The following is a 22,536-nucleotide window of genomic DNA, read 5'->3' as shown; positions in this document are numbered from 1 at the left end:
GTGACCGCCGAATCGATTCGGGTCCGCGGCCTGGTCCAGGGCGTGGGCTTTCGCCCCACCGTCTGGCGACTGGCCCGCGCCTGCGGCCTGCGCGGCGATGTGCGCAACGACGGCGAGGGTGTGCTGATTCGGGTGTGCGGGAACATCGCCGGGGACGATGCCGGCGTGAACGGGTTTCTGACGCGATTGCGCGAGGAGTGCCCGCCGCTGGCCCGGATCGATACGATCGAGCGGTGTCCGATCGCCGATCCGCAGGCGCTGGCGGACCTCGCTCACCGGCAGGACTTCGTCATCCTGGAGAGCGCGGCGACCGCCGTGCACACCGGGATCGTCGCCGACGCCGCGACCTGCGCGGCCTGTGTCGCCGAGATCCGGGATCCCGCCGACCGGCGCCATCGCTATCCCTTCACCAACTGCACCCACTGCGGTCCGCGTCTGAGCATCGTCGCCGGCATCCCCTACGACCGTGCGCGGACCAGCATGGCGGCCTTTCCCATGTGCCCGGACTGCGCGGCGGAGTACAAGGATCCCGCGGACCGACGCTTCCATGCGCAGCCGAACGCCTGTCCTGTCTGCGGCCCCAAGGTCTGGCTGCAGGATGCCGCCGGGTGCGTCCTGGATCCAACGGCGCTCGATGCGGAGGATGCCATCGCCGCGGCGAGCCGGCTGCTGGCCGAGGGGCGGATCCTCGCCATCAAGGGGATCGGCGGCTTCCATCTCGCGTGCGACGCGACCGACCCCGATGCGGTCGCCGAGCTGCGTCGGCGCAAGCGGCGCTATGCCAAGCCGCTTGCACTCATGGCGCGCGATCTGGATGTGATCCGGGGCTATTGTCGGGTGACGGGGCGGGATGCGGCGCTGCTCTCGGGTCCGGCTGCGCCGATCCTGCTCTTGGATCGGGTCGGTTCGCGCGGGGCGGAGCGGGACGGCGAACGGCCGCGACCCTTGGCGCCGGATGTTGCCCCCGGTCAGACGACCTTGGGGGTCATGCTGCCCTACAGCCCGATCCACCATCTGCTCTTGGCGGACTGGGATCGGCCCCTGGTGATGACGAGCGGCAATCTGAGCGAGGAGCCTCAGTGTATCGACAACGCCGATGCGCTCGGGCGGCTCGGGCAGCTTGCCGATCATCTACTGCTGCACGACCGGGCGATCCTCAACCGGGTCGACGACTCGGTGGTTCGGGTGATGGCGGGAGAGGCGCGCCTGCTCCGGCGTGCGCGCGGCTTTGCCCCCACACCCTTGCCGTTGCCGCCCGGCTTCGAGGCCGCACCGCCGCTGCTCGCACTCGGCGGCGAGCTCAAGAACACCTTCTGTCTGGTCCGCGACGGCCAGGCGATCCTCTCCCAGCATCTCGGCGACCTGGAAGACGCCAAGACGGCGCGCGAGTACGAGCGGACCCTCGCCCTCTATCTCGATCTCTTCCAGGTCGTCCCCGAGGCGCTTGCCGTCGATCTGCACCCGGACTACCGCTCCAGCCTCATCGGGCGCGACCGAGCGGCTCGCGACGGCTTGCCGCTGATCGGCGTTCAGCATCACCACGCCCACCTCGCCTCGACGCTGGCGGACAACGGCTGGCCCTTGGACGCCGGACCTGTGCTCGGCATCCTCCTCGACGGACTCGGCTACGGCAGCGACGGCACACTCTGGGGCGGCGAGTTTCTGCTCGGGGACTATCTGGACTTCGAGCGGGTCGCCCATCTCAAGGCGGTGGCCATGCCCGGCGGGATACGCGCGATCCTGGAGCCCTGGCGCAACCTCTATGCGCACCTGGAGAGCGCGGGCGGCTGGGACGCTTGGCGCGCGCGCTTCGCCGGGCTCGAGCCGATCGAGCGGCTCGACGGCAAACCGCTTGAGATCCTCGGCACACTGATCGCGCGCGGCCTCAACGCACCGCTCTCGAGTTCGACCGGGCGGCTCTTCGATGCGGTCGCCGCGGCGCTTGGCGTCGGCGGCGAGGTGCTGACCTACGAAGGGCAGGCCGCCATCGCGCTGGAATCGCTTGCAGCCGTCGCTATGGATCGAGTCGGCGAGGGTTATCCGTTCGCCCGATTGACTGGACCAGCCGGCGAGCTGGTGCTGGATCCGACGCCGCTCTGGGGCGCCCTGATCACGGACATCTCCCGCGGTTGTCCGCCCGAGGAAATCGCTGCCGCCTTCCATGTCGGACTCGCGACGGCGCTCAGTGCACTGGCCCTTGATCTGACGAGTCGTTGCGGGATTTCGACCGTCGCACTCTCTGGCGGCGTCTTCCAGAACCGACTGCTGCTCGAATCGGTCACGAGAAGTTTTGAGGTCGCCGGACTCCGAGTGCTGTTGCAGCGGCAGGTGCCCGCCAACGACGGGGGGGTCTCGTTGGGTCAGGCGGCGGCGGCGGCGGCGCGTGTATTGAGGGGCATTTCCGGTGCCTGAGCGCGACCTAAAAGTTCGGTCTTGGGCTGATCCGAAGGCGACATCCAATGACCCTGGAATCCCCCGGATTTGCTTAAACTGATCGCTCGCGATCAGAGCGCGTGGGTGCAGACCGTAGCCCGTATCTGTCCGTATGCCAAAGATTGAGTCCGCGGGCAGCCTGTGGCGCCTGTCGTCGGTGTTGTCTGCGGGTTCACCATCTGCTAGCGTCTCCACGCAGAATACCGTGTATGGCCATTGCACACGCTGCGAGACGTTAGGCGAGTCGGCCATGCTTCGGCTAGACAGAATCTGCCTATCTCACCTGACCGACACTCTGTCTAATCAACTGTAGAGCACTCAACGGATTATGAGTTCACTAGAATACAGCCTCTTCCGCGCTAAGTTTATAAGGCCGCAACAATCGACCCTTTTTGGGAGTGACATTACTTCTAAAGAAGCGTTCCTTGAAGCTTTATCCAGCCGCCCATCCGCCGAACTGCGCAAGAATCACATCTGGCACATTGGTAATTTGAGGTACTTCAACGATCATACCGGTTACTTTGCCGTCGGCCGCACAAAAAAGGCTACGATCGAAAAGTTCAACGAAATCACCGGCGATTTTGTCGAAGAAGACCAAGAGGAAAGCCCTTACACACACTGCGTATTTGACGCCCAAGCTGGCTTCATGGGCATCGCTAAGAAACAGAGCCTAGCCAGCACAACGAAAGGAATTGCCTCTCGAATCGAGCAACTATTCGCCAACACAACCGTTGTGGCTGAGAACAGCTTGTCTGTAGAGATTCGCCCTATTCCAGATCCAGAAGGCTTCATACGAGCGCTGCACTCTGCGTATCGGGTGTATCGATTTACGGCGAGCTTCCGAGGTCCGAATCCTTTCGACGCCGATGAGCATTTCCAGAAACCACTTTCTGTATATTTGTCGTCCGCAAACGGAGAGAAAGGCAAGGCGCAGATAAACGGCGACGACCTGAACAGAGATGTGTTGGAATCCGTGACGAGGAGTACTGCCGCTACGGGAAACGATGCGTCAGCGAGAGTGGCCAAGACAGACACGCAAAAACCTATAACAATAAACCTCAAGGGTGACCCAATAAAAAAGCGGTACCATGAGGAGGAGCACGTTCCCGAGGTTGTACTTTCCGACCTTACAAACTTGTATCGTCGGGTGCGGCATGATTAATGAGCAGACAGTTAAATCTGTCGCAGAATTGATAGACTGCCTCAACAGTTTACCTAATCACTATGTGTACCGAGGGCATGCCAACGCGCAGTGGAAGCTCGAGTCCTCCCTCGAACGTGTAATTGGCAAAGATTGGTCGGGGGAAAGCGCAAATAAGTTTGAGGAGTTCTCCCTCACAGAGTTTCAATCGAAGTTCCATTTATACGACCATGAAAACATTCAGCCTTTTTCCAAATTGGCGTGGCTCTCGATCATGCAGCACTACGGAGTACCGACCCGCTTACTGGACTTCACCGCGAGCCCTTATGTTGCTTTATACTTCGCTCTTGAGTCATACAACCCACAGCTGAAGTGGGATTTTGCTGTTTATGCGCTAGACTACTCCGCAATATTGGACAGGTCAATTCAGCACATAGCTTCTAAGGATGCCGCTTTCCAGCAAACCAGGACGACAATCCACCAAAATCAGGATGCGATTTTTGACGCAGTAGTCGACCGATTTTCATATGACATTGCATGGATCGCTGAGCCGCAATTACTGAACACTCGCCTTGATCGGCAGGCTGGCTCCTTTCTTCTGTCCGGAAATCGAGAACTGCAGATCGAAGGAGTTCTTGAGGGTGAGATTTACCGAGGTGTGCAAATGACGAAGCTTTGCATTCCAAGTTCACTCTATGAGGGTGTGTTCGTCCTGTTGCGAAAGATGAATATCACCAGCAAGAGTCTATATGGCGATCTGGACGGATTGGCAAGGTCGATCCGCATGAGCATGCAGGTATACTCGGTTTAACGAGTGCACAAGCCCGACCGCTTGCTGGTCCGTCGCAGCTGATGCCGGCGGCTGGCCAGCAAGCGCCGGGCTGGGCGTAACGGAGTTCCGGAGTTCCGGAGTGAGTTCCGGGGACAGTTTACTCAATTCTAGAAACAAGATCGGAGAATACGGGGCCACGCCGAATATCTGCGATCGGGGATAATCGGGGACGTATCCGTGGTTTCCACCGCGGCCCCAATGTCCCGAGATTTAGCCGGTGTCGGGGAGATCCCGTCCGGCAGTCTGTTCCGCCAGTCATACTGATCGGGAGAGGGCGTGACAGATAAGGGTCTCATGTATCGCTGATAGTAAAGAAATGACTAATCGGCAGGCGAAAAACCACCCAAATGCGCGCGCACAGCTCCGCGGATGTGCTGTAGGTTGCGCCAGCGCGTGGTCTGGGTTTCTCGACTCATCTCAATGCCCGAAACACACAGAGGTGAACCATGTCCGCTGTGAAAGAAAGAATAGCTGATGTGATACAGAGTCAGCCTGAAGATGCAACGTATGAAGAAATTCTCAGAGAGCTCGCGTTTGAGAAGATGGTGTTGTCAGGGTTAAACGATTCGAGGGAGGGGAAGACAATCTCGAATGACGAAATGAAGCGAAGGATTGGCGGAGAATAAGGGGCCACTCTCGAATATTTGCGACCAGAGAGAAAGAAATTGCCTTACCACGGCGTAAAAAGCGAACTCGGCCAGCGCGTTCGAGTTCGGTACGCGTTGGCCAGCGTCAGTAGGCGAGTCCTTATGCGAAAAGGATCAAACCCAAAGGTTTCGGTAGATGCCGACAGGTCTCCGAATGGGTCCATACAGAATGTTCTTCTACGCGGGTGATCGAGATGAACCGCCGCATATCCATGTGGAAAGAGACGAGGAGGTCTGTAAATTCTGGCTAAATCCGATAAGACTACAGAGAAGCGGAGGCTTCAGCCGCGCAGAGATTCGCCGAGTCCATGATCTCGTACAAACGCATCACGAAGAACTGCTGGAGGGCTGGAATGACTACTTTGGCAGTTCAGATTGAAACGCCGACCGCAAGCAACGTGTCCATTTCAGAGGATACCCTTAGCGTCGATCTTTCGGATGGCAGAACCATATCGGTTCCTATTGAATGGTTTCCCCGTCTTGTACATGCAACCCCCAACGAACGGATGAGATGGAGGCTTATTGGTAACGGGCAAGGTATCCACTGGGAAGATATCGATGAAGATGTCAGCGTAGGGGGTCTTCTGGCGGGAAAACCATCCGGGGAAAGCCAAACCTCTCTGAGGCGGTGGCTAAGTCGCAGGGCTGGAATAACAAGCGGCTAAGCCAAAACCCGGTTCTGCCGCGCGGTGCGGCAGGTCGGGCGATCTCGCCGCCGGCCAGTGCCCGTCTCGGCGGATCCCGCCCGAGCAGAACAGGAATCGCCATCTTCCCGTAAATGAGCTTGACCACTTTGCTTAAGGGGTGGTCACGACATCCAGTGCGGCGCGTACTTCGTCGGCGGTTTGCGGGATGATCAATCTCCTCGTCGGCGAGCCATCTGCATCGAAAATGACCACGATGGCATCCTCCATGTCATGTCTCCGAGCGAATGCCTGCCCATCAGGATGGCCGAGATGGGCCGCGAGAAATGCGACCCTGCCCTCGTACTCCGGCCGAATGGTGTTGATCAGGTCCATCACCTCGCCGCCCGCGAGATAGTTCTTGTCACGGGCCACCACGAGTGCGGGGGTCCCTCCCCTGGCCGATGCCCGACAGGTCGGTCGAAAAGGCCCCGCGAGGGAGTTGAGTCACGAGCAGTGCCAATGCACCGACGACCACGGACAGGGTGATCAGCACCCTGGGCCAGCGCGGTTTTTTGGGCGTCGGTTTTGTCTTGTTGTCCATCGATCCACCTCTGTATCCGTCGCCTTTCCGTCATTCTTCCTTCTCGACCTTCGAAAGCCTCGTCGCGGAGTGTACCTCTCTCGACCGACGCGATGGACCCCGCGCCCGCCGGGTTCATACCGATGTCATCGCCCCGGCCCACGGCCGCGACGGACTCCGGATCGCCACGTTTCGATGTAACGAAACGTTATCGGAGGCGAAGGCTCGTGACAGGCTTTCGGGTTCGGACGGGGCGCTCAGTCTGTCATGCGAGATCGTAAATATTTGAATAAAAATAGTTTATCTGCGAATAAGAGGATTGGCGCGGCGGCTGCGATAAGAGGGTCAAGCCGCCACAGATGACCGCGGTGGCTCCCGAGTCAACGACCCAGAATCCGGAGAAAGACCATGACCAAGTATACCCTCGCCATCGCCGCCTCCATCTTCGCGACCACTGCCTTTGCGTCCACAGCCATCGCCGATGACGTCTATCACGGCTTGGCCCGGGGCAACGCCGACCTGTTCGACGGCCACCGGGACAGCCAGAACCTCGTCGGGGTACAGCCCGGCGTCGGCGACCGCGGCGTCATCTACGCCGGCCTCGCCGGCGGCAACAGTGACCTTTTCAGTCGCGTCGAAGCGACCTCGGACAGCGGTTCGCGCCCGGACATCTACAAAGGCTTCGAGGGGAGCGCCGACCTGAGCTACTGATTGCGGAGCAGGGCAGCCGGCCCCGGATCCCGACGCGGTCCGGACGCCCGGCGGCATCGATCCCCGATCCTCGCACATCGTGGCACTCGACATCCCGGAGATGACCTATGACAACCGCTTCACATCGGACTATCGCTGAAGACCTTGCTCGGGTGCGATAGACTGAGATGCAGCCCGCGCCATCGGGCTTGACGCGACACCCGATCTACGCCGCCAACCCACACCGAGCCCGCCATGCCCCGTCCGATCCGTGCCCGCATTCATCTGGATGCGGTCCGCCACAACTACCGTCAAGCCAAAGCCCTGGCGCCGGGTGCGCGGGCGCTCGCCGTGGTCAAGGCCAACGGCTACGGGCACGGCGCGGTGGCGGTCGCGCGTGCCCTTGCCGAGGAGGCGGACGGTTTCGCGGTCGCCTATGTCGATGAGGGGCTGGAACTGCGCGAGTCCGGCATCCGCGCGCCCATCCTGCTGTTGGACGGGATCTTCTCGCCCGACGAGATGACGATTCTGGATCGCGCCGGCCTGACGCCGGTGATCCATAGTCGTCTGCAATTGGACTGGCTGCTCGACGCCCGGCCCGAGCGTCCGCTCGATTGCTGGCTCAAGATGGACTCCGGGATGCACCGGATGGGGTTTGCGCCGGAGGATTTCGCCGCGGCTTATGCCGAGCTGGCGGATTGCCCGCATGTGCGGAGCCTGGTCCTGATGTCGCACTTCGCCCGCGCCGACGAGCCGGGTCATGACTACACCGAGCAGCAGATGCGGGTCTTCGAGCAGGCGACTGCGGCAATGCACGCGCCGCGTAGCCTCTCCAACTCGGCGGCCGTGCTCGCCTGGCCGCGGGCGCATGGCGACTGGACCCGTCCGGGGATCATGCTCTACGGCGCGTCGCCGTTCGAGGGCGCGTCTCCGTCCGCCGCATCGCTGCGACCGGCGATGACGCTGGAGTCCGCGCTCATTTCGGTGCGGGATCTCGCCCCCGGCGAGCCGGTGGGCTACGGCGGTCGCTTTGTCTGCGAGCGACCGACCCGCGTCGGCGTTGCCGCCATCGGCTACGCGGACGGTTATCCGCGTCATGCCCCGGACGGGACTCCGGTCGCGGTCAGGGGCCGCATGACCCGTATCGTCGGCCGTGTGTCCATGGATCTCGTGACCCTTGATTTGACGGGGATCGAGGATGCCGCGATCGGCGATCCGGTCGAGCTCTGGGGTGGACAGGTTTCGGCGAACGCGGTTGCCGAAGCCAGCGGGACGATCGCCTATCAACTCTTCACCAACATCAACCGACGCGTCCCTCTGGTCTACGACGATGATTAAACCACGCCCGGTGCGGTATGCGTCGTTTCTTGGATTGGCTTGGCCACGCCAGCACCGACAACTGTCGGAGCCAGAGCGGTTTCAGAGGTCTTGCCAGCGCAGCGGAAGAATCGCATAATGCGCGCCGCTCTCCGATGGGTCCGTTGCGATATGGTCCCGAGAGCACGTGTTCGGCCACAGAGGCTTGCTTTATTTATGGACAGTTGGAGTCGACAGCAGACAGGCGTGAAGGTCAGCCATGACCCGGCGCGCGCGTCGCACCAGCGTCTTTCGGACGAGCCCTCCAGCACGGTCATCTGACCCGACACTCGGCTCGACCGGACGTGCGGCCACCTCGCCGGCACGGATGGAAGAGCATCCATCGGATCCAAAGCCAAGCCGATATCCATGCGGTTCCCGCCCGAGACGGCGGACCAGGATCGATCACGGCATTCCGCTCCAAGCGGTCTTTGGATCTCGCCAGCCGTTCCGGCTGCCGATCTCTCGCCCTGTTCTACTCGAGACTCCAGCATCCGACTGGGTGCCGGCGTTTGCCGGCTTTGGTTGTCCTGAATGCGCGCGTCGAGCCGCTTGAGGGTCGACGGTCGCCTTTTCAGGCTCAATGGTCCTCGGAGCGCGCCTTGCGGCGTCGAGGAGAATCCGGTGATGGAGTTGATGAACAACACCTTGAATCGTAGTGAGCAGTTCACCGCCCCCGTGGCGTCCGAATCGCGTTCCGACGAGTCTGCGGAGCAGGATGCCGTGACGGTGCGTCGCGCCTGCGGTCGCGGGGAGTACGACGCGGCGCGTCTGCGGTTTCTGCGCTTGCGCGAGCCTTCCCAGGTCCAACTCCTGGAAGATATCCCGCGCTCCGAGGCGGTGCGACTCGCCGGCGGGCTGCCGTCCTACACGGTGGCGCGTCTGTGCGAGCGGGTACCCAAGAACTTGCGTCGGGCGATCGTGCAGGCACTGCCCGAGGTCAAGCGGCACGGAGTGTCGGTCATCCTCGACTACCGGCGGCGCATCTAGCGCGTATGCATAGCTTCGTCCCCGGCCAGCGCTGGTTGAGCGAGACACAAGGGGAGCTTGGGCTCGGCCTGGTGGTTGCCGTCGACGGGCGTCGAGTCGAGATCGCCTATCGGGCGACCGGCGAGGAACGCATCTATGCCCTGCCGGACCCGCCCTTGGTGCGTCTGGAGCTAGCGGCGGGCGAGCATGTGCGCGATCGAGAGGGTCGGGATCTCACGATCCTCTCGGTCGCGAGCGACGCGGGCGTCAACACGTATCGCTGCGAAGACCTGAATGGCGCGGTCGTCGCGCTTCGCGAGTCCGAGCTGGACGACCGGCTCAGGTTCAACCGGCCGCATCAGCGTCTCATGTCCGGGCGGCTCGATCCCGATCACTGGTTTGATCTGCGCTGGCGGACCTGGTTGCAGGGGATGGGTGAAGCCGACTCGCCGGTGCGGGGGCTGGTCGGCGCACGGGTCGGGCTGATCCCGCATCAGCTCGAGATCGCGGCCGAGGTGGCGCGGCGCGATTTCCCGCGCGTGCTTTTGGCCGACGAGGTCGGGCTCGGCAAGACCATCGAGGCTGGGCTGATCCTGCATCGGATGCTGCTGACGGGCCGAGCGCAACGGGTGCTGGTGATCACGCCCGAGCCCTTGCTCCACCAATGGCTGGTGGAGATGCGGCGTCGCTTTAACCTGCGCTTCGCGCTGTTCGATGACGAGCGCTTCGAGTCCATCTCCGAGCCCAATCCCTTTCTCGCCGATCAGCAGGTGCTCTGCAGCCTCGATTGGATCATCCGCTCGGCGCCCGCAAAACGCGCGCTCGTCGATGGCCAATGGGACCTGCTCGTGGTCGACGAGGCACACCATCTGGATTGGTTGGAAGCCGCCGCCAGCCTCGAGTATCGCTTGGTGGCGGATCTGGCCGAGCGCACGCCGGGCGTGCTTCTGCTCACGGCGACACCCGAGCAGTTGGGTCGCGAGGGTCATTTCGGCCGGCTGCGGCTTCTGGATCCGCAGCGTTTTCGGGACTATCCCTCCTTTCTTGCCGAGGAGGCGGGCTATGCGCCCGTCGCGGCTGCGGCCGCGCACCTGCTCGAGGGTCGGGCGCTCGGCGATGCGGATCTGGCCCTGATCGGCTCGCTCTTGGGCGACCTGGACGGGCTGGATGCGGAGACCATCATCCAGCGTCTGCTCGATCGCCACGGCACCGGGCGGGTCATGTTCCGCAACACCCGCGCGGCCATCCCCGGTTTTCCGGGGCGCGACCTGCTGCCCTATCCCTTGCCGGAGCCCGACGCATACCGGGCGCTTGCGGGCGACACGGCCGCGCGTCTTGCACCCGAGCGCGCGCATGGTCCTGACTGGTCGGAGATCGACCCGCGTGTGGACTGGCTCATCGACCTCTTGCGACGGCTCCGCCCCGAAAAGCTGCTGCTCATCTGTGCCGCGGCCGACACCGTCCTGGATCTGCGGGATGTGCTGCTGCGGCGTGCCGGCATCCACGCGGCCGTCTTCCACGAGGAAATGGAGATCCGCGAGCGCGACCGGGCGGCGGCCTATTTCGCGTCCGCGGAGGATGGGACCCAGATCCTGCTCTGCTCGGAGATCGGCAGCGAGGGGCGCAATTTCCAGTTCGCCCATCATCTGGTGCTGTTCGACCTGCCGCTGGATCCCGACCTGCTCGAGCAGCGCATCGGGCGGCTCGATCGGATCGGGCAGACGCGGCGGGTGCAGATCCACGTTCCCTATCTCGCAGGCGGCCCGGGCGAGGTCCTGTTCCGGTGGTATGCCGAGGGGTTGCATGCCTTCTCGGCCATCTGTCCCGCCGCGCCGGTTGTCTACGCGCGGCTGCGCGACGCTTTGACGGAGGCGCTGGCCGATCCGCAAGGTGCCGACGTGCTGATCGTCGAGGCCCGGGCGCTGAGCGCACGCATCAATGGCGATCTGGCTGCGGGGCGCGACCGTCTTCTCGAGCTGCACTCGCACCGTCCCGAGCGCTCCGCCGCCTTGGTCGAGGCCATCGAGCGGGCCGACGCCGACGGTGACTTGGCCGACTATCTCAAGCGCTTCTGGGACGGATTCGGTGTCGAGCACGAGTCCGCGCCCGGTTATGGGTTGGTGGTCCGCCCGGGTGCGCACATGCTCCAGGAGACCTTCCCCGAGCTGCCCGAAGAGGGCCTGACTCTCACCTTCGATCGGGCCACCGCGCTCTCGCACGAGCACTGGGATTTCATGACCCGCGAGCACCCGATGGTGCGTGCGGCGATGGAGCTTCTGAGCGCCTCGGACCTCGGTACCTCGGCTCTGACGATCGTCCGCGACGCACGCTTCAAACGCGCGAGCCTGCTGCTGGAAGCACTCTATGTCGCCGAGTGTCAGGCACCAGCCCATCTGGAGGCGGGCCGGTTCCTGCCGCCGACCTTGCTGCGGCTCTTGATCGACGAGTCCGGCGCGGATCTGGCCGAGACCATCCCGCATGAGGACCTGCAGGGCCATTGCCTGAACCACAACCACAAGCTCGCTCGCACCCTGTTGGAGTCACGGGGCGAACGGCTGGTGTCCATGATCGAGACCGGCGAGCGCTTGGCGCGCGCAGCCGTGGGCGACCTGCGGCAGGATGCGACCGCGCGGATGCAGCGCCTCCTCGGCGAGGAGCTGGATCGTCTGCGCGCATTGGCGCTGATCAATCCGAACGTGCGCGAGGACGAGATCGGCGCGCTCGAGGGCCGACGCGACCAGCTCGGCCAGGCGCTGGCGAAGACACACCTGAGACTGGACGCGCTACGTCTCGTCGTGACCGGTTGAACCGCGTCCGGTGCGATATGGAATTTCGGCACAGGTCGACGGAGGTGTCGGGCTCTCGCAAACGTCGGAGTCGACGCGGTTCAAGAATTTAAAGACTATTTTTGTTCAACTTTTCTGAATCGCGTCCAGCGAGGATCTCTCGGGCACACGACGGCCGTCGCTACACGACAAACCGCTATTGACCGCTCGTGACGCGATTCAGAAGCCTAGGCCGATGCCCCCGCCGATGCCCCCGAAGCCTCCGCTGCCGAACCCGATTCCGAGGTAGGGCATCAGGCGGGGCGTCCATCCGCCTTGATCTTCCGGGACCTCGTCGGGCCAGAGGCGTACCACGGCGTCGTCCAGGACCGGAAAACGGTAGCTGGCCTCGCCGACCTGACCGTCGCGCACGTCTGCGATGCGGCCGGTGACCGTGATGCGACGGCCCGCGCGATAGTCCGATGGCTCGAGGAAGCCCGATTGGCGGACAATGAACCGACCGATGGGTTGCCCGCTCGTCGTCGGTTTTCCGCAGCGATCGAGCCGGTAGCCGATCGTCTCGATCTCGGTCTCTCGGGGGAGGTTGCGGGTGGCGGCGATCACGCCTCCCCAGGTGACAGCGGCGCCTTCGCCTTGGCCGAGCGCGCCGACGCTCTCGGGCGTCAGCCCCGAGGCGCCGACCGGTTCAACGCAGCCTTGCCGGCTTGCACAGCCGGTGAGCACTGCGAGCATGAGGAGAAGCCCTGCGAGCATCCATGTCGTCCGCCCGGCGCCGCTTCCGAGCGCGGACAGGCGTCTCCTCGGCCGGGATCGCTTCGGCCAAGCCGGCCTAAATCGTGGGTGTGTGCTCATCTGCGCGTCGCCTCTAAACCCCGCCCAGCGCGGTATGCGATGTTTTTTGTATGGGAGCGGCTCCGGCAGACGTGACGATCGTTGGAGCCGGCGCGTTTGAAAATATTAAGAAATATAGATCTTAAACCGCGTCCCCACTAAGGGTTGTGGATGCACCAAACGTCGAATGCACTCGAAAATGAGCATCTCGCTCTGGCCGCGGTTTAATACCAGGGGCCGTACCAAGGACCCGACCAAGGCCCGTACCAGGGACCATACCAAGGGCGATACCAGGGATAGTCGTAAGGCGATACAGGGGCGACGGGCGGCGGGTTCGGCCAGAGATACCAGGCATCGGCAGTGATGACCGGATAGGGATAGGGGTAGTCACCGACGTCGCGTGTCTCCATCCGAGCCAGCGGGCCGACGACAGTCAAGCGACGTTGCTTCGGATACTCCGCCGGGTCCTTGAAGCCGGGCAGCTCGACGATGAAGCGACCCAGGCCGCGGGAGGTGTCGTCGGGCTCGCCGCTGCTGTTCAGGGGTTTGGCAAGGATCTCGATCCGAGTCGTCTCCCGGGCGTTGTGCACGTCCAGGATGCTTCCGCCCCAGCGCACGCGCTGCCCGATGAAGGTCTCGGGCCGTTGCTGGACCTCGGTCACGGCGGGCGAGGGCAGCGCCGGGTCGCGGATCGCCTCGGGCACGCGGCTGGTGGCGCATCCGCCGAGCACCAGCAGGGCGATGATCGGGAGCCGGAGCGAACGGAGTCGGTGCATCAGGGCGCCGGTCGAAACGCGGTCCGCCATCCGACCCGGAGCCGCATCAGGTGCTCCGGCGGAGTCGACCGCGCCTCCGGCGTCACGGATGGCTGTGCTTGCCGGAGCGGCGCTCACGGTAGACCTCGAGCTCGTCGGCGGAGAGTGGTCGAGCCTCTTCCTCCAGCATCACCGGGATATCGTCGCGAATCGGATAGGCGAGCTGCGCCGAGATCGAGATCAGCTCTCCACGCGCCTTGTCGAAGATCAGCGGACCCTTGGTGACGGGGCAGACGAGGATGTCGAGCAGTTGTTTGTCCAGCATGGGTGATCTCCGCGAAGCTGTGGTGATGGGTCGCATCCCGGGGTGCCGGTTCGCACGCGGCCGAGGCACGACCCGAGGATGACCTGTGGGTGCGGACCGATCGCACGTCGGTCCGGGCCCGAACGGCCATCCAAAAGTCGGTACCCGATTCTACCGCCCCGGGACGAGACACAACCAGCCGAGGTTGGTCGGGAGGAGCGAAGTCATGGCTTGAAAACCCGACCGCTTCCCTACATCTGCTCCCGGGCAAGACTGGTCGCCGAATTCAGCGCTCCCCCGACCGTCCGCCAGGCCACCTGCGGAACGGATCATGTCGTCCCTCAGCCCGAGATCCGATGCATCCCTCAGACACAACCCCTGTCGGGCTGAAGCGCGCCGGCGTCATCGGTGCGGTGATCGTTCCCGTCATTGTAGCCGTCATTGCGGTCTGCCTGTTGGCGGCCGGACTTCTGAAGCTCGAATCCGCCACCCGAGGGCTGTCGATCGCCCAGGTGCGCGAGGCCGGTGTGCCCATGACCCTGTATCGCCCCGCGGGCGATGCGCCTGCCCCGGTCGTGGTCATCGCGCACGGGTTCGCGGGGTCTCGTCAGATGATGCAGGCGTACGCGGTCACCCTGGCACGCAACGGCTATATCGCCGTCACCTTCGATTTTCCGGGGCACGGGCGAAATTCCACGCCATTTGTTGCCGACCTGGAGGATCAGGCGACCCGGTTGCGCCTCCTGACGGATGCACTCATGCCCGCGGTGGCTCTGGGCTTGCGGCAATCCGGAGCGGACGGCCGACTCGCCCTGCTCGGTCACTCGATGGCGGGCGATGTCCTGCTGCGCTTTGCCGAGTCCGCGCAGATGCCGGTCGCGGCCTCCGTGCTTGTCTCGCCCTATCTCTCGGAGGATACGCACACCGCGTCCTCGCGCAATCTGCTCTTCGTATACGGTGGCTTGGAGCCCGATATGCTCCACGGGCAAGGGCGCGCAGCTATCGCTGAGGCGACGGGAGGCGAGGTCGAGGCGGGGCGGACTTACGGCGACCCGAATGACGGCAGTGCGCGGCGTTTGGTGCTCGCGCCCGGCGTCGAGCACATCGGGGTGCTTTATGCGGAGAGTGCTTTGGCCGAGTCGCTGGCTTGGCTCGACGCGACCTTCGATCGCACCGGCAGCGGTTTTGTCGACCGACGCGGCGCGGGTTTGGGGCTTCTCTTCCTCGGCATCCTCGCCCTCGCTTGGCCCTTGTCCCGACTCCTGCCGCGGGTGGCCGACCGACCCCGCGGTGCGGGTCTGAGCTGGCGGCGGTTGCTGCCGGTCGCCATCGCGCCGGCCGTGCTGACACCGCTCATCCTTTGGCGCGCCCCGAGCGATTTCCTCTCGATCATGCTCGGGGACTACCTGGCGTTGCATTTCGCCGTCTACGGCATCCTGACTGCAATCGGTGTGTGGGTCATGCGCCCCGCGGTAGCGGCTCGGCACGGCCCGGTGAGCCGATCGGCGATGGCGATCGCGATCCTCGCCGCTTCGGTCTATGCGACACTGGCCTTTGCCGTGCCGACGGATCGGTTCGTGACCGCCCTGCTTCCTGGTGTGGAGCGCCTGCACCTGGTGCTTGCGATCCTTGCCGGAACACTCGTCTATTGTCTCGCCGACGAGTGGGCGACCCGTGGGCCAGGGGCTGCGCGGGGCGGATATTGGTTGACCAAGGCCCTCTTTTTATTCTCGTTGCTCGCCGCGGTGGCGCTGAACCTGGACGAGCTATTCTTTCTGGTCATCATCGTGCCGGCGATACTGGTGCTGTTCTTGATCTACGGTCTCATGAGCGGTTGGGTTTACCGCAGCACCCGTCACCCGGCCGTCGCTGCCGTTGCGAATGCGATTGCATTCGCTTGCGCCGTCGCCGTGACCTTTCCGATCGTCTCGGTTTGATGGCCCCAATAACCCTATTTATGCCGAGGATTCGGGCCATGTCGACGGGTCGTTGCCCGATGTTTTTTGATCCTGCGCAGGCTACTCTTGGATTGTGCTTTCGCGTAAACTACCAGAAGCGCTGGGGTTTACTGGAGCTGCGACATCGACCGCAGCCTGTGCCTTAAGTCACCACAAGAAACCCGGCCGCCCGGCCGAATTGCCTTGAACCACCAAGTCTATTACCTATCGACCGGAGGAGCCTTACCATGGTCGCATTCGCCGAATTACACGCGCAGAACCACAAAATTACGGAGCTCTCGAACGTGTTTCTCTATTTGGTTCGAGATCGCGCCATGTGCGATACGGATGTCACCTGCGACGTCTTCTTCGATCTGACCAATCGAGTCAAGGAGCACATGGAGCTTGTGGATCGGGAGATCTGCAGTCAGCTCATTTCCAATCCGGATCAAAAGGTCAAGAATACCGCGAATCGTTTTCTCTCCGGCTCGACCGAGATCAAACGCATCTTCAATTCCTATGTGAAGCAGTGGTGCTCGCAGAAGCGTCGTTCCCTGACCATTGACGATCATCCGTCGTTTTTGCAGGATACCGAGCAGATGTTTGCGCTGGTGATGGACCGGATTCAGCGTGAGACGGAGCATCTCTATCCGCTGATTCGTAAGCTCGAAGGGACCGATAAGCAGGTGGCGTAGTGCGGGTGATTCGATGGCCTGCGGGCCGCGTCCGGCCTCGCTCGTAGCCGGCGCCGAGCCTGCGGGTTGCCCGAGGCAGGGAGGGGTACAAGGATCGGTCCAACAAGGTCCAACAATGAGCAAAACCGATCCCTCAAAGCATCTTGCCTTGATTTCGTTGTCGTAATCGTCGTCTCTGTCGAGACGATCCGAGGCCCCCAAATTCTCTCGCACGCCTTCGGCGATTTTCAACAGGGACCGAGAGGCGCGAAGCCGTTGGTCTTGCGTGTGGATTCCTCGAGCGCTTGGCGGTTTGGTACGGCTAAGCCGCGTCACGGATCGAAATCCGGTAAACATCGAGTTGCTGATGGGCGAATTGTATTGCTTGTACGACAACGACAACGATTGCGTCAATGGCAATGGCAACGACAACGATTTGAGGAATAATGCCGCTATCGGTTATCTCTGCCGCAACGACGATATCCAATCCTTTTGAGCCTCGCGCCGGCGCCGTTGCTCGAGTGCCGATCGGATCCTCGCCCGAGCCTGCTCGAAGTCTACCGATCTTGCCGGCTCGATGCGCTCGCAGAGCAGCAGATGAAAACCGAGGTCGGACTCCAAGGGTCCGCCGATGTCCCCCGCCTTTAACCCGAACAAGCCTTTGTCCAACGCAGGGAAGAGTTGTCCGGGCGTTACGAGCCCGAGGTTCCCTTCTTCCGTCGCCGTCGGGCATTCGGAATGCCGGCGGGCCATCGCGCCGAATCGCTCGATGTGACCCTTCAAGTCGGCCGCGATCCGGTCGATCCGCGCCAGCGCCGCGTCACGAGCGTTCTCGGGATAGTCGTCGTTCACGGTGATGAGGATGTGGCGTGCGGCGCGGCGCTCCGGGGTCTGGAAACGCTCGCGATGCAGCTCGTAGAAGAGTCGCTCTTCGATCTCCGTAATCGGTTCGGCGTAGGCGCCCACCCGTTGCATGACGGCGTCGAAGGTCAGCTCGCGTTGAAGGGCGCGGCGCATGACGTCCTCGTCCAGACCGTTGCGCGCCATGTCTTCCTCGAAGGCGTCCTTGTCGGGATAACGGCCCTGCAGCTCCTTGAACGCGTCCTCGATCCGCTGCTCCGGCACGACTGCATCGAGTGCCTCGCACGAGGAAAGCACCAGGCTTTCCAGATCGAAGGTTCTGCGTGCCTGGCTCTCGACTTCGACCATCCGGTGGGCATCCAAGCCGACCAGATCGCATTGAAACCGCTCGATCGCTGCGCGCAGCAGGTGATAGCGATATTCGCCGCCCAGCGACTCGGTCGGCGGTTGATGTAGGAATGTCGTCGTCACGGCTCCTCGACCTCCGGTCCCGGCGTGCTCGGGGTATCGCTTGCGATCAACGCGGATTCGGGCACCTGAAGCGTCGGCCGATCCGCGAAATGAACCTCGTAGGCGACACCGGCCGGATGATCGCGCAGCACACGCATCACCTCGCCGAGCTCTCCGGCCTCGACCAAGACCTTGCCCTGAATCCCGAGCGGCACGCGGCTCGCGACCTTCTCGCGCGCCTCGAAGCGGCTCGGCGTCCAGGGTGCCGCGGCGGCCTGGAGCTCTTCTTCGCGGCAGCCCACGACCAGGTCATGCTCTAGGAAATGGACCGAATAGATGATCTGGTCTTGGAGAAAGGTCCCGATGTCGCGGACGAAGCCGGTACTGCCGCGTCGGATCAATAGGGTGCCGGTCGTGCGTCCCGGAAAGGTGCCGTCGTTGCGCACATTGCGCACGACACGCACCTCGTCGCCATACTCAAAGCCGGGCCGCATGGGGCATCTGCTCCGCCAGGTCGCTGAGCGCGACCCGCACGCTCTTGGGCTCGTTCATTCGAAAGACGCGGAAAACCTTCTCGGTCGCGGCATCGGAGACCACGAAATCGCGATAGGCCGACTTGAGGAGCTCCGCATACAAGGCCCGACGGGCAATCCCCGAATCGGGCATCTCGTCGACCTGTTGCAGGTAATCGTGGAAGCGCTGAAGGATATGCAGGCGGTTGACATGGACGACTGACGGATCGAAGTCGATCTCGAAATAGGTCAGAAAGTCTTCGGCGCTGGAGAGTTCCTCGAGGTCGAGGTCGAATTCATCGTCGGTCATGATCGTCTCCTTCATTTCAGTATTGGTGGCATGATTGAGTCGCTTCGATTCCTGAACCGCGTCCGGCACGAACCGTCCGGTTTGCACCGGGCGTCCCAGCAGGCGCGGTATCTCCTGTCGCACGGGACGCGGTTCAACGCTTGAAGAAACGGACATTGCCGCCCGCGCCCTCGAGCGCGGATCGCGTCACCGCGGAACGCGCCATTGCATGCAGCTCGCCCACACCGAGCCGATCGCTGGTGTCGACCTCCGCGATCTTCTCGAACCGCTTCAGTGCGCCCGCTGCATCGCCGAGGCGAAACAACAGATAGCCGGAGCCTTTGAGCGCCAACAGGAGAAAGCGGGTCAGACTCATCGAGATCAGCACGGATTCGCCGAGGTCGGACTCGCGCAGCTCCCTCCAGTCGGCCGGCAGGTCGAGCCTGGCCGCGGTAAGCGCGATCGCGCGATCGGCGGTGATCAGGGCCTCGCGATACCGATGCCGATAGTAGAAATAGCGATAGAGCGCGACCAAGACCGTCAGATGCTCGGGCTGGAGAAAATAGGCTTGCAGCAGGCGATCCTCGGCGGTGTCGTCGCCGTAGCCCTCCGCCGCCTCGTCGAGGAGACGCTCGACCTCCGGGGAGACGGGCTCGTCGAAGTACATGGGCTCGCCGTCGAAATCCAAGAGATCCATAACGCGCGTGTCCTCTTGTGCCTATTGAACCCGGACGGACCGGGGATCACCGATCTCGGCCAGGAAGCGCACCAACTCCGGGGCCTCGGGCGGGCGCTTGCTCTGGGTCGCGAAGCGCCGGACCAAGGGGAGCAGCCGGTCGGCCTCGTCGAGATCCAGATCGCAGCATAAGAGGTCGGCGTAGGCTCGGCGCACAGCGTGTCGGCCGGAATGCTTGCCCAGCACCAGGTGATGACTGCGCCCGACCTCGGCCGGATCGATACCTTGGTAGTTGAGCGGATCCTTCAAAAGACCGTCGACATGGATACCGGATTCATGCGTGAAGGCCCCGCCTCCGACCAGGCTCTTATGCCAGGCGACCGGTTTTCCGGAGGCCCGGGCGACCAGACCCGAGAGCTCGCCGAAGCTCTTCAGATCGATGCCGCTGTCGATCCCGTGGATGTGCCGAAGCCCCATCACAACCTCTTCCAGCGCGGCGTTGCCGGCCCGCTCGCCGAGCCCGTGGACCGTGGTGTTGAGATGGGTCGCCCCCCCGCGCACCGCCGCCAGGCTGTTGGCGGTGGCGAGTCCCAGATCGTCGTGCGCGTGCATCTCGATCTCAAGGTCCAGGATGGCACGCAGGTCGCGCATGCGCTCGCAAACGCCGAAGGGGTCCATCAGGCCGACGGTGTCGGCGAAGCGGAAGCGTCGGGCGCCGGCGGCTTGGGCGGTCTCCGCGGCAAGCCAAAGGAACTCGGGGTCCGCGCGCGAGGCGTCCTCGGCACCGACACAGACCTCGAGCCCCATGTCCAGCGCGTCGGCGACCCGTCGGCGGATCTGCTTCAGCACCCACTCCCGGTCGCGCCCGAGCTTGTGTGCGATCTGCTGATCCGAGACCGGGATGGACAGATCCACCATGTCGACGCCCAGGTCGCGACACTGCGCGATGTCGACTGAGCGCATCCGGGTCCAGACCATCAGGCGTGCTGAGAGCCCGAGCGCGGCGACGGCGCGGATCGACTCGCGCTCATCTTCGCCCATGGCCGGGATGCCGACCTCGAGCTCGGGCACCCCGAGCGCATCGAGACCGCGTGCAATGGCAAGCTTCTCCTCGATCGAGAAGGCGACGCCGGCGGATTGCTCGCCGTCGCGCAGGGTGGTGTCGTTGATCGTGACCTGTTGCGGTTCCATGCCCGGTTCCTCGAAGAGCGTTGACTTTGGTGTAAGCAAACGCCGGGCCATTCAATATTGATGTCTTGGAACAGAGCCTTGGATGCATCCGAGTCGCTGATTGGAGCCTTTGCGACAGCGCCTTGCCGGGGCGCTGTCGCAGACTCAACGGCGATGCCGCAGCCCGAGCCGCGAAAGCCTTTGCGCCTGTCGCACCTTTGCGGTTCCAATAGTCCGAGCGATTTCAACGAGTGGAGCGCGGATGACCGAACGATCGACCCTCGCCGGGGGCGCCGCCCTCGCCATCACCGGTTCCGGCGGCAGCGGGGCGGTCACGGCGGGTCTTATCCTGCTCGCCGCCGTCGGCCGCGCCGGCTACTACGGTCTGCTCGGCCGCTCGGCGGGTCCGCAGATTCGCGGCGGCGAGTCCGCGGCCATGCTGCGCTTCGGGCCGCGACCGATCGAGTGCATGGACGATCGCTTCGACCTGCTCATCGGTCTGGACTGGGAGAACGTCGCCCGCTTCGCCGACGAGCTGCCGCTCGATCGCAGCAGTCTCATCCTGACCGACGCGCAGGCCGGGCCGATCCCCGAGATCCTCGTCCGCTCGGGCGCGCAGGTGCGAAGCCTGCCTTGGAAGGCGCTCGCCGATGCACAGCCCGAAGGCAGGATGAACATGGTCGCGCTCGGCATGGTCGGCGCGATGCTCGGCCTGCCGCTGGATGCGCTCGAAGCAGGCGCCCGGGCGACGCTCGGCGGCAAGGGCGGCCGGGTCTTGACCCCGGCACTTGATTGCATTCGCTCGGGTTATTCGGCGGCCGATACGGCGCATGTGCCTCCTTCGGCGCTCGCCCCGCCTGTCGCGGGTTGGAACATCAGCGGCAACGAGGCCGCCGGACTGGGTGCCGTTCGCGGCGGGGTACGATTCGTCGCCGCTTATCCCATCACCCCGGCCAGCGAGGTGTTGGAATGGCTCGCACCCCGTTTGGAGCTGCTCGGCGGCTCCTTGCTCCAGGCCGAGGACGAGCTGGCCTCGATCAACATGATCATCGGCAGCTCGTTCGGCGGCGTGCCCTCGCTGACCGCGACCTCCGGCCCCGGCCTCAGCCTGATGGTCGAAGGCTTGGGTCTGGCCGTGGCGAGCGAGACCCCGGTCGTCGTGGTCAATGTGCAGCGCGGCGGTCCATCGACGGGCATCCCGACCAAGTCCGAGCAGTCCGATCTCAACATCGCACTCTACGGTCTGCACGGCGACGCCCCGCATCTGGTTCTGGCTGCTCTGGGCATCCGCGATTGCGTCTATACGGTCGAGTGGGCAGTCGGTCTGGCCGAGCATCTGCAAACGGTCGCGATCGTGCTGTCGGATCAGATGCTGGGTCAGTCGCGTGCGATCGTCGACCCGCCTGGCGATTTGCCGTTCGGGGCAGGGCAGCGCACGCCTTTGCAACGCCTGATCGGCAACGACGCGGATACGGATCATCGCCGCTATAGGCCGTCGCCCGACGGGGTCTCGCCGATGGCCTTACCCGGTCTGCCCGGCGGCATGTATACCGCAGAGGGTCTGGAGCACGGTCCGGGCGGTGCGCCCTCGAGCCGCGCGATCGACCACGCCGAGCAGCTCGACAAACGGCTGCACAAGCTGACCGGGTTCGACTACGGCCTCGGTTGGGCCGAGATCCGCGGCGAGGGCGACCATCTGCTCCTGACCTGGGGCTCCTCGGCAGGCCCGGTCTTCGAGGCCGCGCAGCGTCTGCGTGACTCGGGCACTCCGACACGCGCGATCGCCCTGCGCCTGCTCGCGCCACTGCAACGCGATGCGCTGCTCGAGGCCATCGGCTCGGCCGGCTCGATCCTGGTGGTCGAGCAAAACCAGACCGCACAGTGCTTCGCCTATCTCCATTCACAACGCGCGCTCCCGTTGCACGCGCGGTCCTATGCACGACCCGGCCCCTTGCCGTTGCGGCCCGCCGAGATCATGCGCGCGCTGACCGATCGCGACGAGCGCGAGGAGACTTGA

22 protein-coding genes are annotated in these 22,536 nt (G+C 63.7%); 12 read left to right on the top strand and 10 right to left on the bottom strand.

The annotated features are described in order from the left end of the window. The 5 genes from hypF to BLV04_RS03890 all read left to right on the top strand — a co-directional run bounded on the left by hypF (position 1) and on the right by BLV04_RS03890 (position 5,718). The gene (hypF, locus tag BLV04_RS03915) at positions 1–2,412 is read left to right on the top strand and encodes a carbamoyltransferase HypF (RefSeq protein ID WP_093028321.1); all 2,412 of its coding nucleotides are present in this window, start codon (positions 1–3) and stop codon (positions 2,410–2,412) included. A gap of 349 nt (positions 2,413–2,761) precedes the next feature. Further along, positions 2,762–3,595, top strand: a complete 834-nt coding sequence (locus tag BLV04_RS03910; RefSeq protein ID WP_093028319.1) for a hypothetical protein — start codon at positions 2,762–2,764, stop codon at positions 3,593–3,595. Continuing rightward, positions 3,588–4,385, top strand: coding sequence for an FRG domain-containing protein (locus tag BLV04_RS03905; protein WP_093028317.1), 798 nt, complete (start codon positions 3,588–3,590; stop codon positions 4,383–4,385). Before BLV04_RS03910 ends, BLV04_RS03905 begins: the two co-directional genes overlap by 8 nt. A gap of 804 nt (positions 4,386–5,189) precedes the next feature. Beyond that, positions 5,190–5,432 carry a DUF4160 domain-containing protein gene (locus tag BLV04_RS03895; protein WP_093028313.1) on the top strand — a complete coding sequence of 81 codons (243 nt, stop codon included), beginning with the start codon at positions 5,190–5,192 and terminating at the stop codon, positions 5,430–5,432. Continuing rightward, on the top strand, positions 5,362–5,718 hold the full coding sequence (locus tag BLV04_RS03890) for a DUF2442 domain-containing protein (RefSeq protein ID WP_342721888.1): 357 nt from the start codon (positions 5,362–5,364) through the stop codon (positions 5,716–5,718). The genes BLV04_RS03895 and BLV04_RS03890 overlap by 71 nt, the downstream gene beginning before the upstream one ends. Positions 5,719–5,850: 132 nt before the next feature. Here BLV04_RS03890 and BLV04_RS25465 read toward each other — a convergent pair whose 3' ends face one another. After that, complete coding sequence (locus BLV04_RS25465) at positions 5,851–6,111, bottom strand: hypothetical protein (RefSeq protein WP_245731700.1); 261 nt, start codon at positions 6,109–6,111, stop codon at positions 5,851–5,853. Then, positions 6,101–6,280 (bottom strand): hypothetical protein, encoded by a 180-nt coding sequence (locus BLV04_RS25460; protein WP_245731699.1) that lies wholly within the window; start codon positions 6,278–6,280, stop codon positions 6,101–6,103. Before BLV04_RS25460 ends, BLV04_RS25465 begins: the two co-directional genes overlap by 11 nt. A gap of 387 nt (positions 6,281–6,667) precedes the next feature. Here BLV04_RS25460 and BLV04_RS03880 point away from each other — a divergent pair, with 387 nt between their 5' ends. From BLV04_RS03880 to rapA, 4 genes are all read left to right on the top strand, one after another. Beyond that, a complete protein-coding gene (locus BLV04_RS03880) occupies positions 6,668–6,970 on the top strand; it encodes a hypothetical protein (RefSeq protein WP_093028309.1) in 303 nt (100 codons plus the stop codon). Between the two features lie 234 nt (positions 6,971–7,204). Continuing rightward, entirely contained in the window at positions 7,205–8,287 is a 1,083-nt protein-coding gene (gene alr, locus BLV04_RS03875) for an alanine racemase (RefSeq protein ID WP_093028307.1), read from the top strand. A 645-nt stretch (positions 8,288–8,932) separates the two neighbouring features. Next, a complete protein-coding gene (locus BLV04_RS03870; protein WP_093028305.1) occupies positions 8,933–9,295 on the top strand; it encodes a magnesium transporter MgtE N-terminal domain-containing protein in 363 nt (120 codons plus the stop codon). Between the two features lie 5 nt (positions 9,296–9,300). Then, positions 9,301–12,081 carry an RNA polymerase-associated protein RapA gene (gene rapA / locus BLV04_RS03865; protein ID WP_093028303.1) on the top strand — a complete coding sequence of 927 codons (2,781 nt, stop codon included), beginning with the start codon at positions 9,301–9,303 and terminating at the stop codon, positions 12,079–12,081. Positions 12,082–12,279: 198 nt separating this feature from the next. Here rapA and BLV04_RS03860 read toward each other — a convergent pair whose 3' ends face one another. From BLV04_RS03860 to BLV04_RS03850, 3 genes are all read right to left on the bottom strand, one after another. Next, entirely contained in the window at positions 12,280–12,813 is a 534-nt protein-coding gene (locus BLV04_RS03860) for a Slp family lipoprotein (protein ID WP_175534487.1), read from the bottom strand. 302 nt (positions 12,814–13,115) lie between these two features. Then, the gene (locus tag BLV04_RS03855) at positions 13,116–13,667 is read right to left on the bottom strand and encodes a Slp family lipoprotein (protein WP_245731698.1); all 552 of its coding nucleotides are present in this window, start codon (positions 13,665–13,667) and stop codon (positions 13,116–13,118) included. Positions 13,668–13,749: 82 nt separating this feature from the next. Further along, positions 13,750–13,968, bottom strand: coding sequence for a Trm112 family protein (locus BLV04_RS03850; protein WP_093028450.1), 219 nt, complete (start codon positions 13,966–13,968; stop codon positions 13,750–13,752). Positions 13,969–14,306: 338 nt separating this feature from the next. Here BLV04_RS03850 and BLV04_RS03845 point away from each other — a divergent pair, with 338 nt between their 5' ends. After that, positions 14,307–15,887 carry an alpha/beta hydrolase gene (locus tag BLV04_RS03845; protein ID WP_093028299.1) on the top strand — a complete coding sequence of 527 codons (1,581 nt, stop codon included), beginning with the start codon at positions 14,307–14,309 and terminating at the stop codon, positions 15,885–15,887. A 248-nt stretch (positions 15,888–16,135) separates the two neighbouring features. Beyond that, on the top strand, positions 16,136–16,582 hold the full coding sequence (locus BLV04_RS03840) for a hypothetical protein (protein WP_093028297.1): 447 nt from the start codon (positions 16,136–16,138) through the stop codon (positions 16,580–16,582). A 438-nt stretch (positions 16,583–17,020) separates the two neighbouring features. Here BLV04_RS03840 and nifM read toward each other — a convergent pair whose 3' ends face one another. The 5 genes from nifM to nifV all read right to left on the bottom strand — a co-directional run bounded on the left by nifM (position 17,021) and on the right by nifV (position 20,540). Next, entirely contained in the window at positions 17,021–17,893 is an 873-nt protein-coding gene (nifM, locus tag BLV04_RS03835) for a nitrogen fixation protein NifM (protein WP_093028295.1), read from the bottom strand. Then, positions 17,890–18,366, bottom strand: coding sequence for a nitrogen fixation protein NifZ (locus tag BLV04_RS03830; protein ID WP_093028293.1), 477 nt, complete (start codon positions 18,364–18,366; stop codon positions 17,890–17,892). Before BLV04_RS03830 ends, nifM begins: the two co-directional genes overlap by 4 nt. Beyond that, on the bottom strand, positions 18,350–18,694 hold the full coding sequence (gene nifW / locus BLV04_RS03825; RefSeq protein WP_093028448.1) for a nitrogenase-stabilizing/protective protein NifW: 345 nt from the start codon (positions 18,692–18,694) through the stop codon (positions 18,350–18,352). Before nifW ends, BLV04_RS03830 begins: the two co-directional genes overlap by 17 nt. Before the next feature lie 133 nt (positions 18,695–18,827). Then, entirely contained in the window at positions 18,828–19,370 is a 543-nt protein-coding gene (locus tag BLV04_RS03820; RefSeq protein WP_093028291.1) for a hypothetical protein, read from the bottom strand. 21 nt (positions 19,371–19,391) lie between these two features. Then, positions 19,392–20,540 (bottom strand): homocitrate synthase, encoded by a 1,149-nt coding sequence (gene nifV, locus BLV04_RS03815; RefSeq protein ID WP_093028289.1) that lies wholly within the window; start codon positions 20,538–20,540, stop codon positions 19,392–19,394. A gap of 241 nt (positions 20,541–20,781) precedes the next feature. Here nifV and BLV04_RS03810 point away from each other — a divergent pair, with 241 nt between their 5' ends. Next, positions 20,782–22,536: a 2-oxoacid:acceptor oxidoreductase subunit alpha gene (locus BLV04_RS03810; protein ID WP_093028287.1), complete on the top strand. Its 1,755-nt coding sequence runs from the start codon at positions 20,782–20,784 to the stop codon at positions 22,534–22,536.

Source organism: Thiocapsa roseopersicina (assembly GCF_900106925.1).
Taxonomy (GTDB): Bacteria; Pseudomonadota; Gammaproteobacteria; order Chromatiales; family Chromatiaceae; genus Thiocapsa; species Thiocapsa roseopersicina.
The sequence above is the reverse complement of the archived record's forward strand: the minus strand, read 5'-3'. Positions and strand labels throughout refer to the sequence as shown.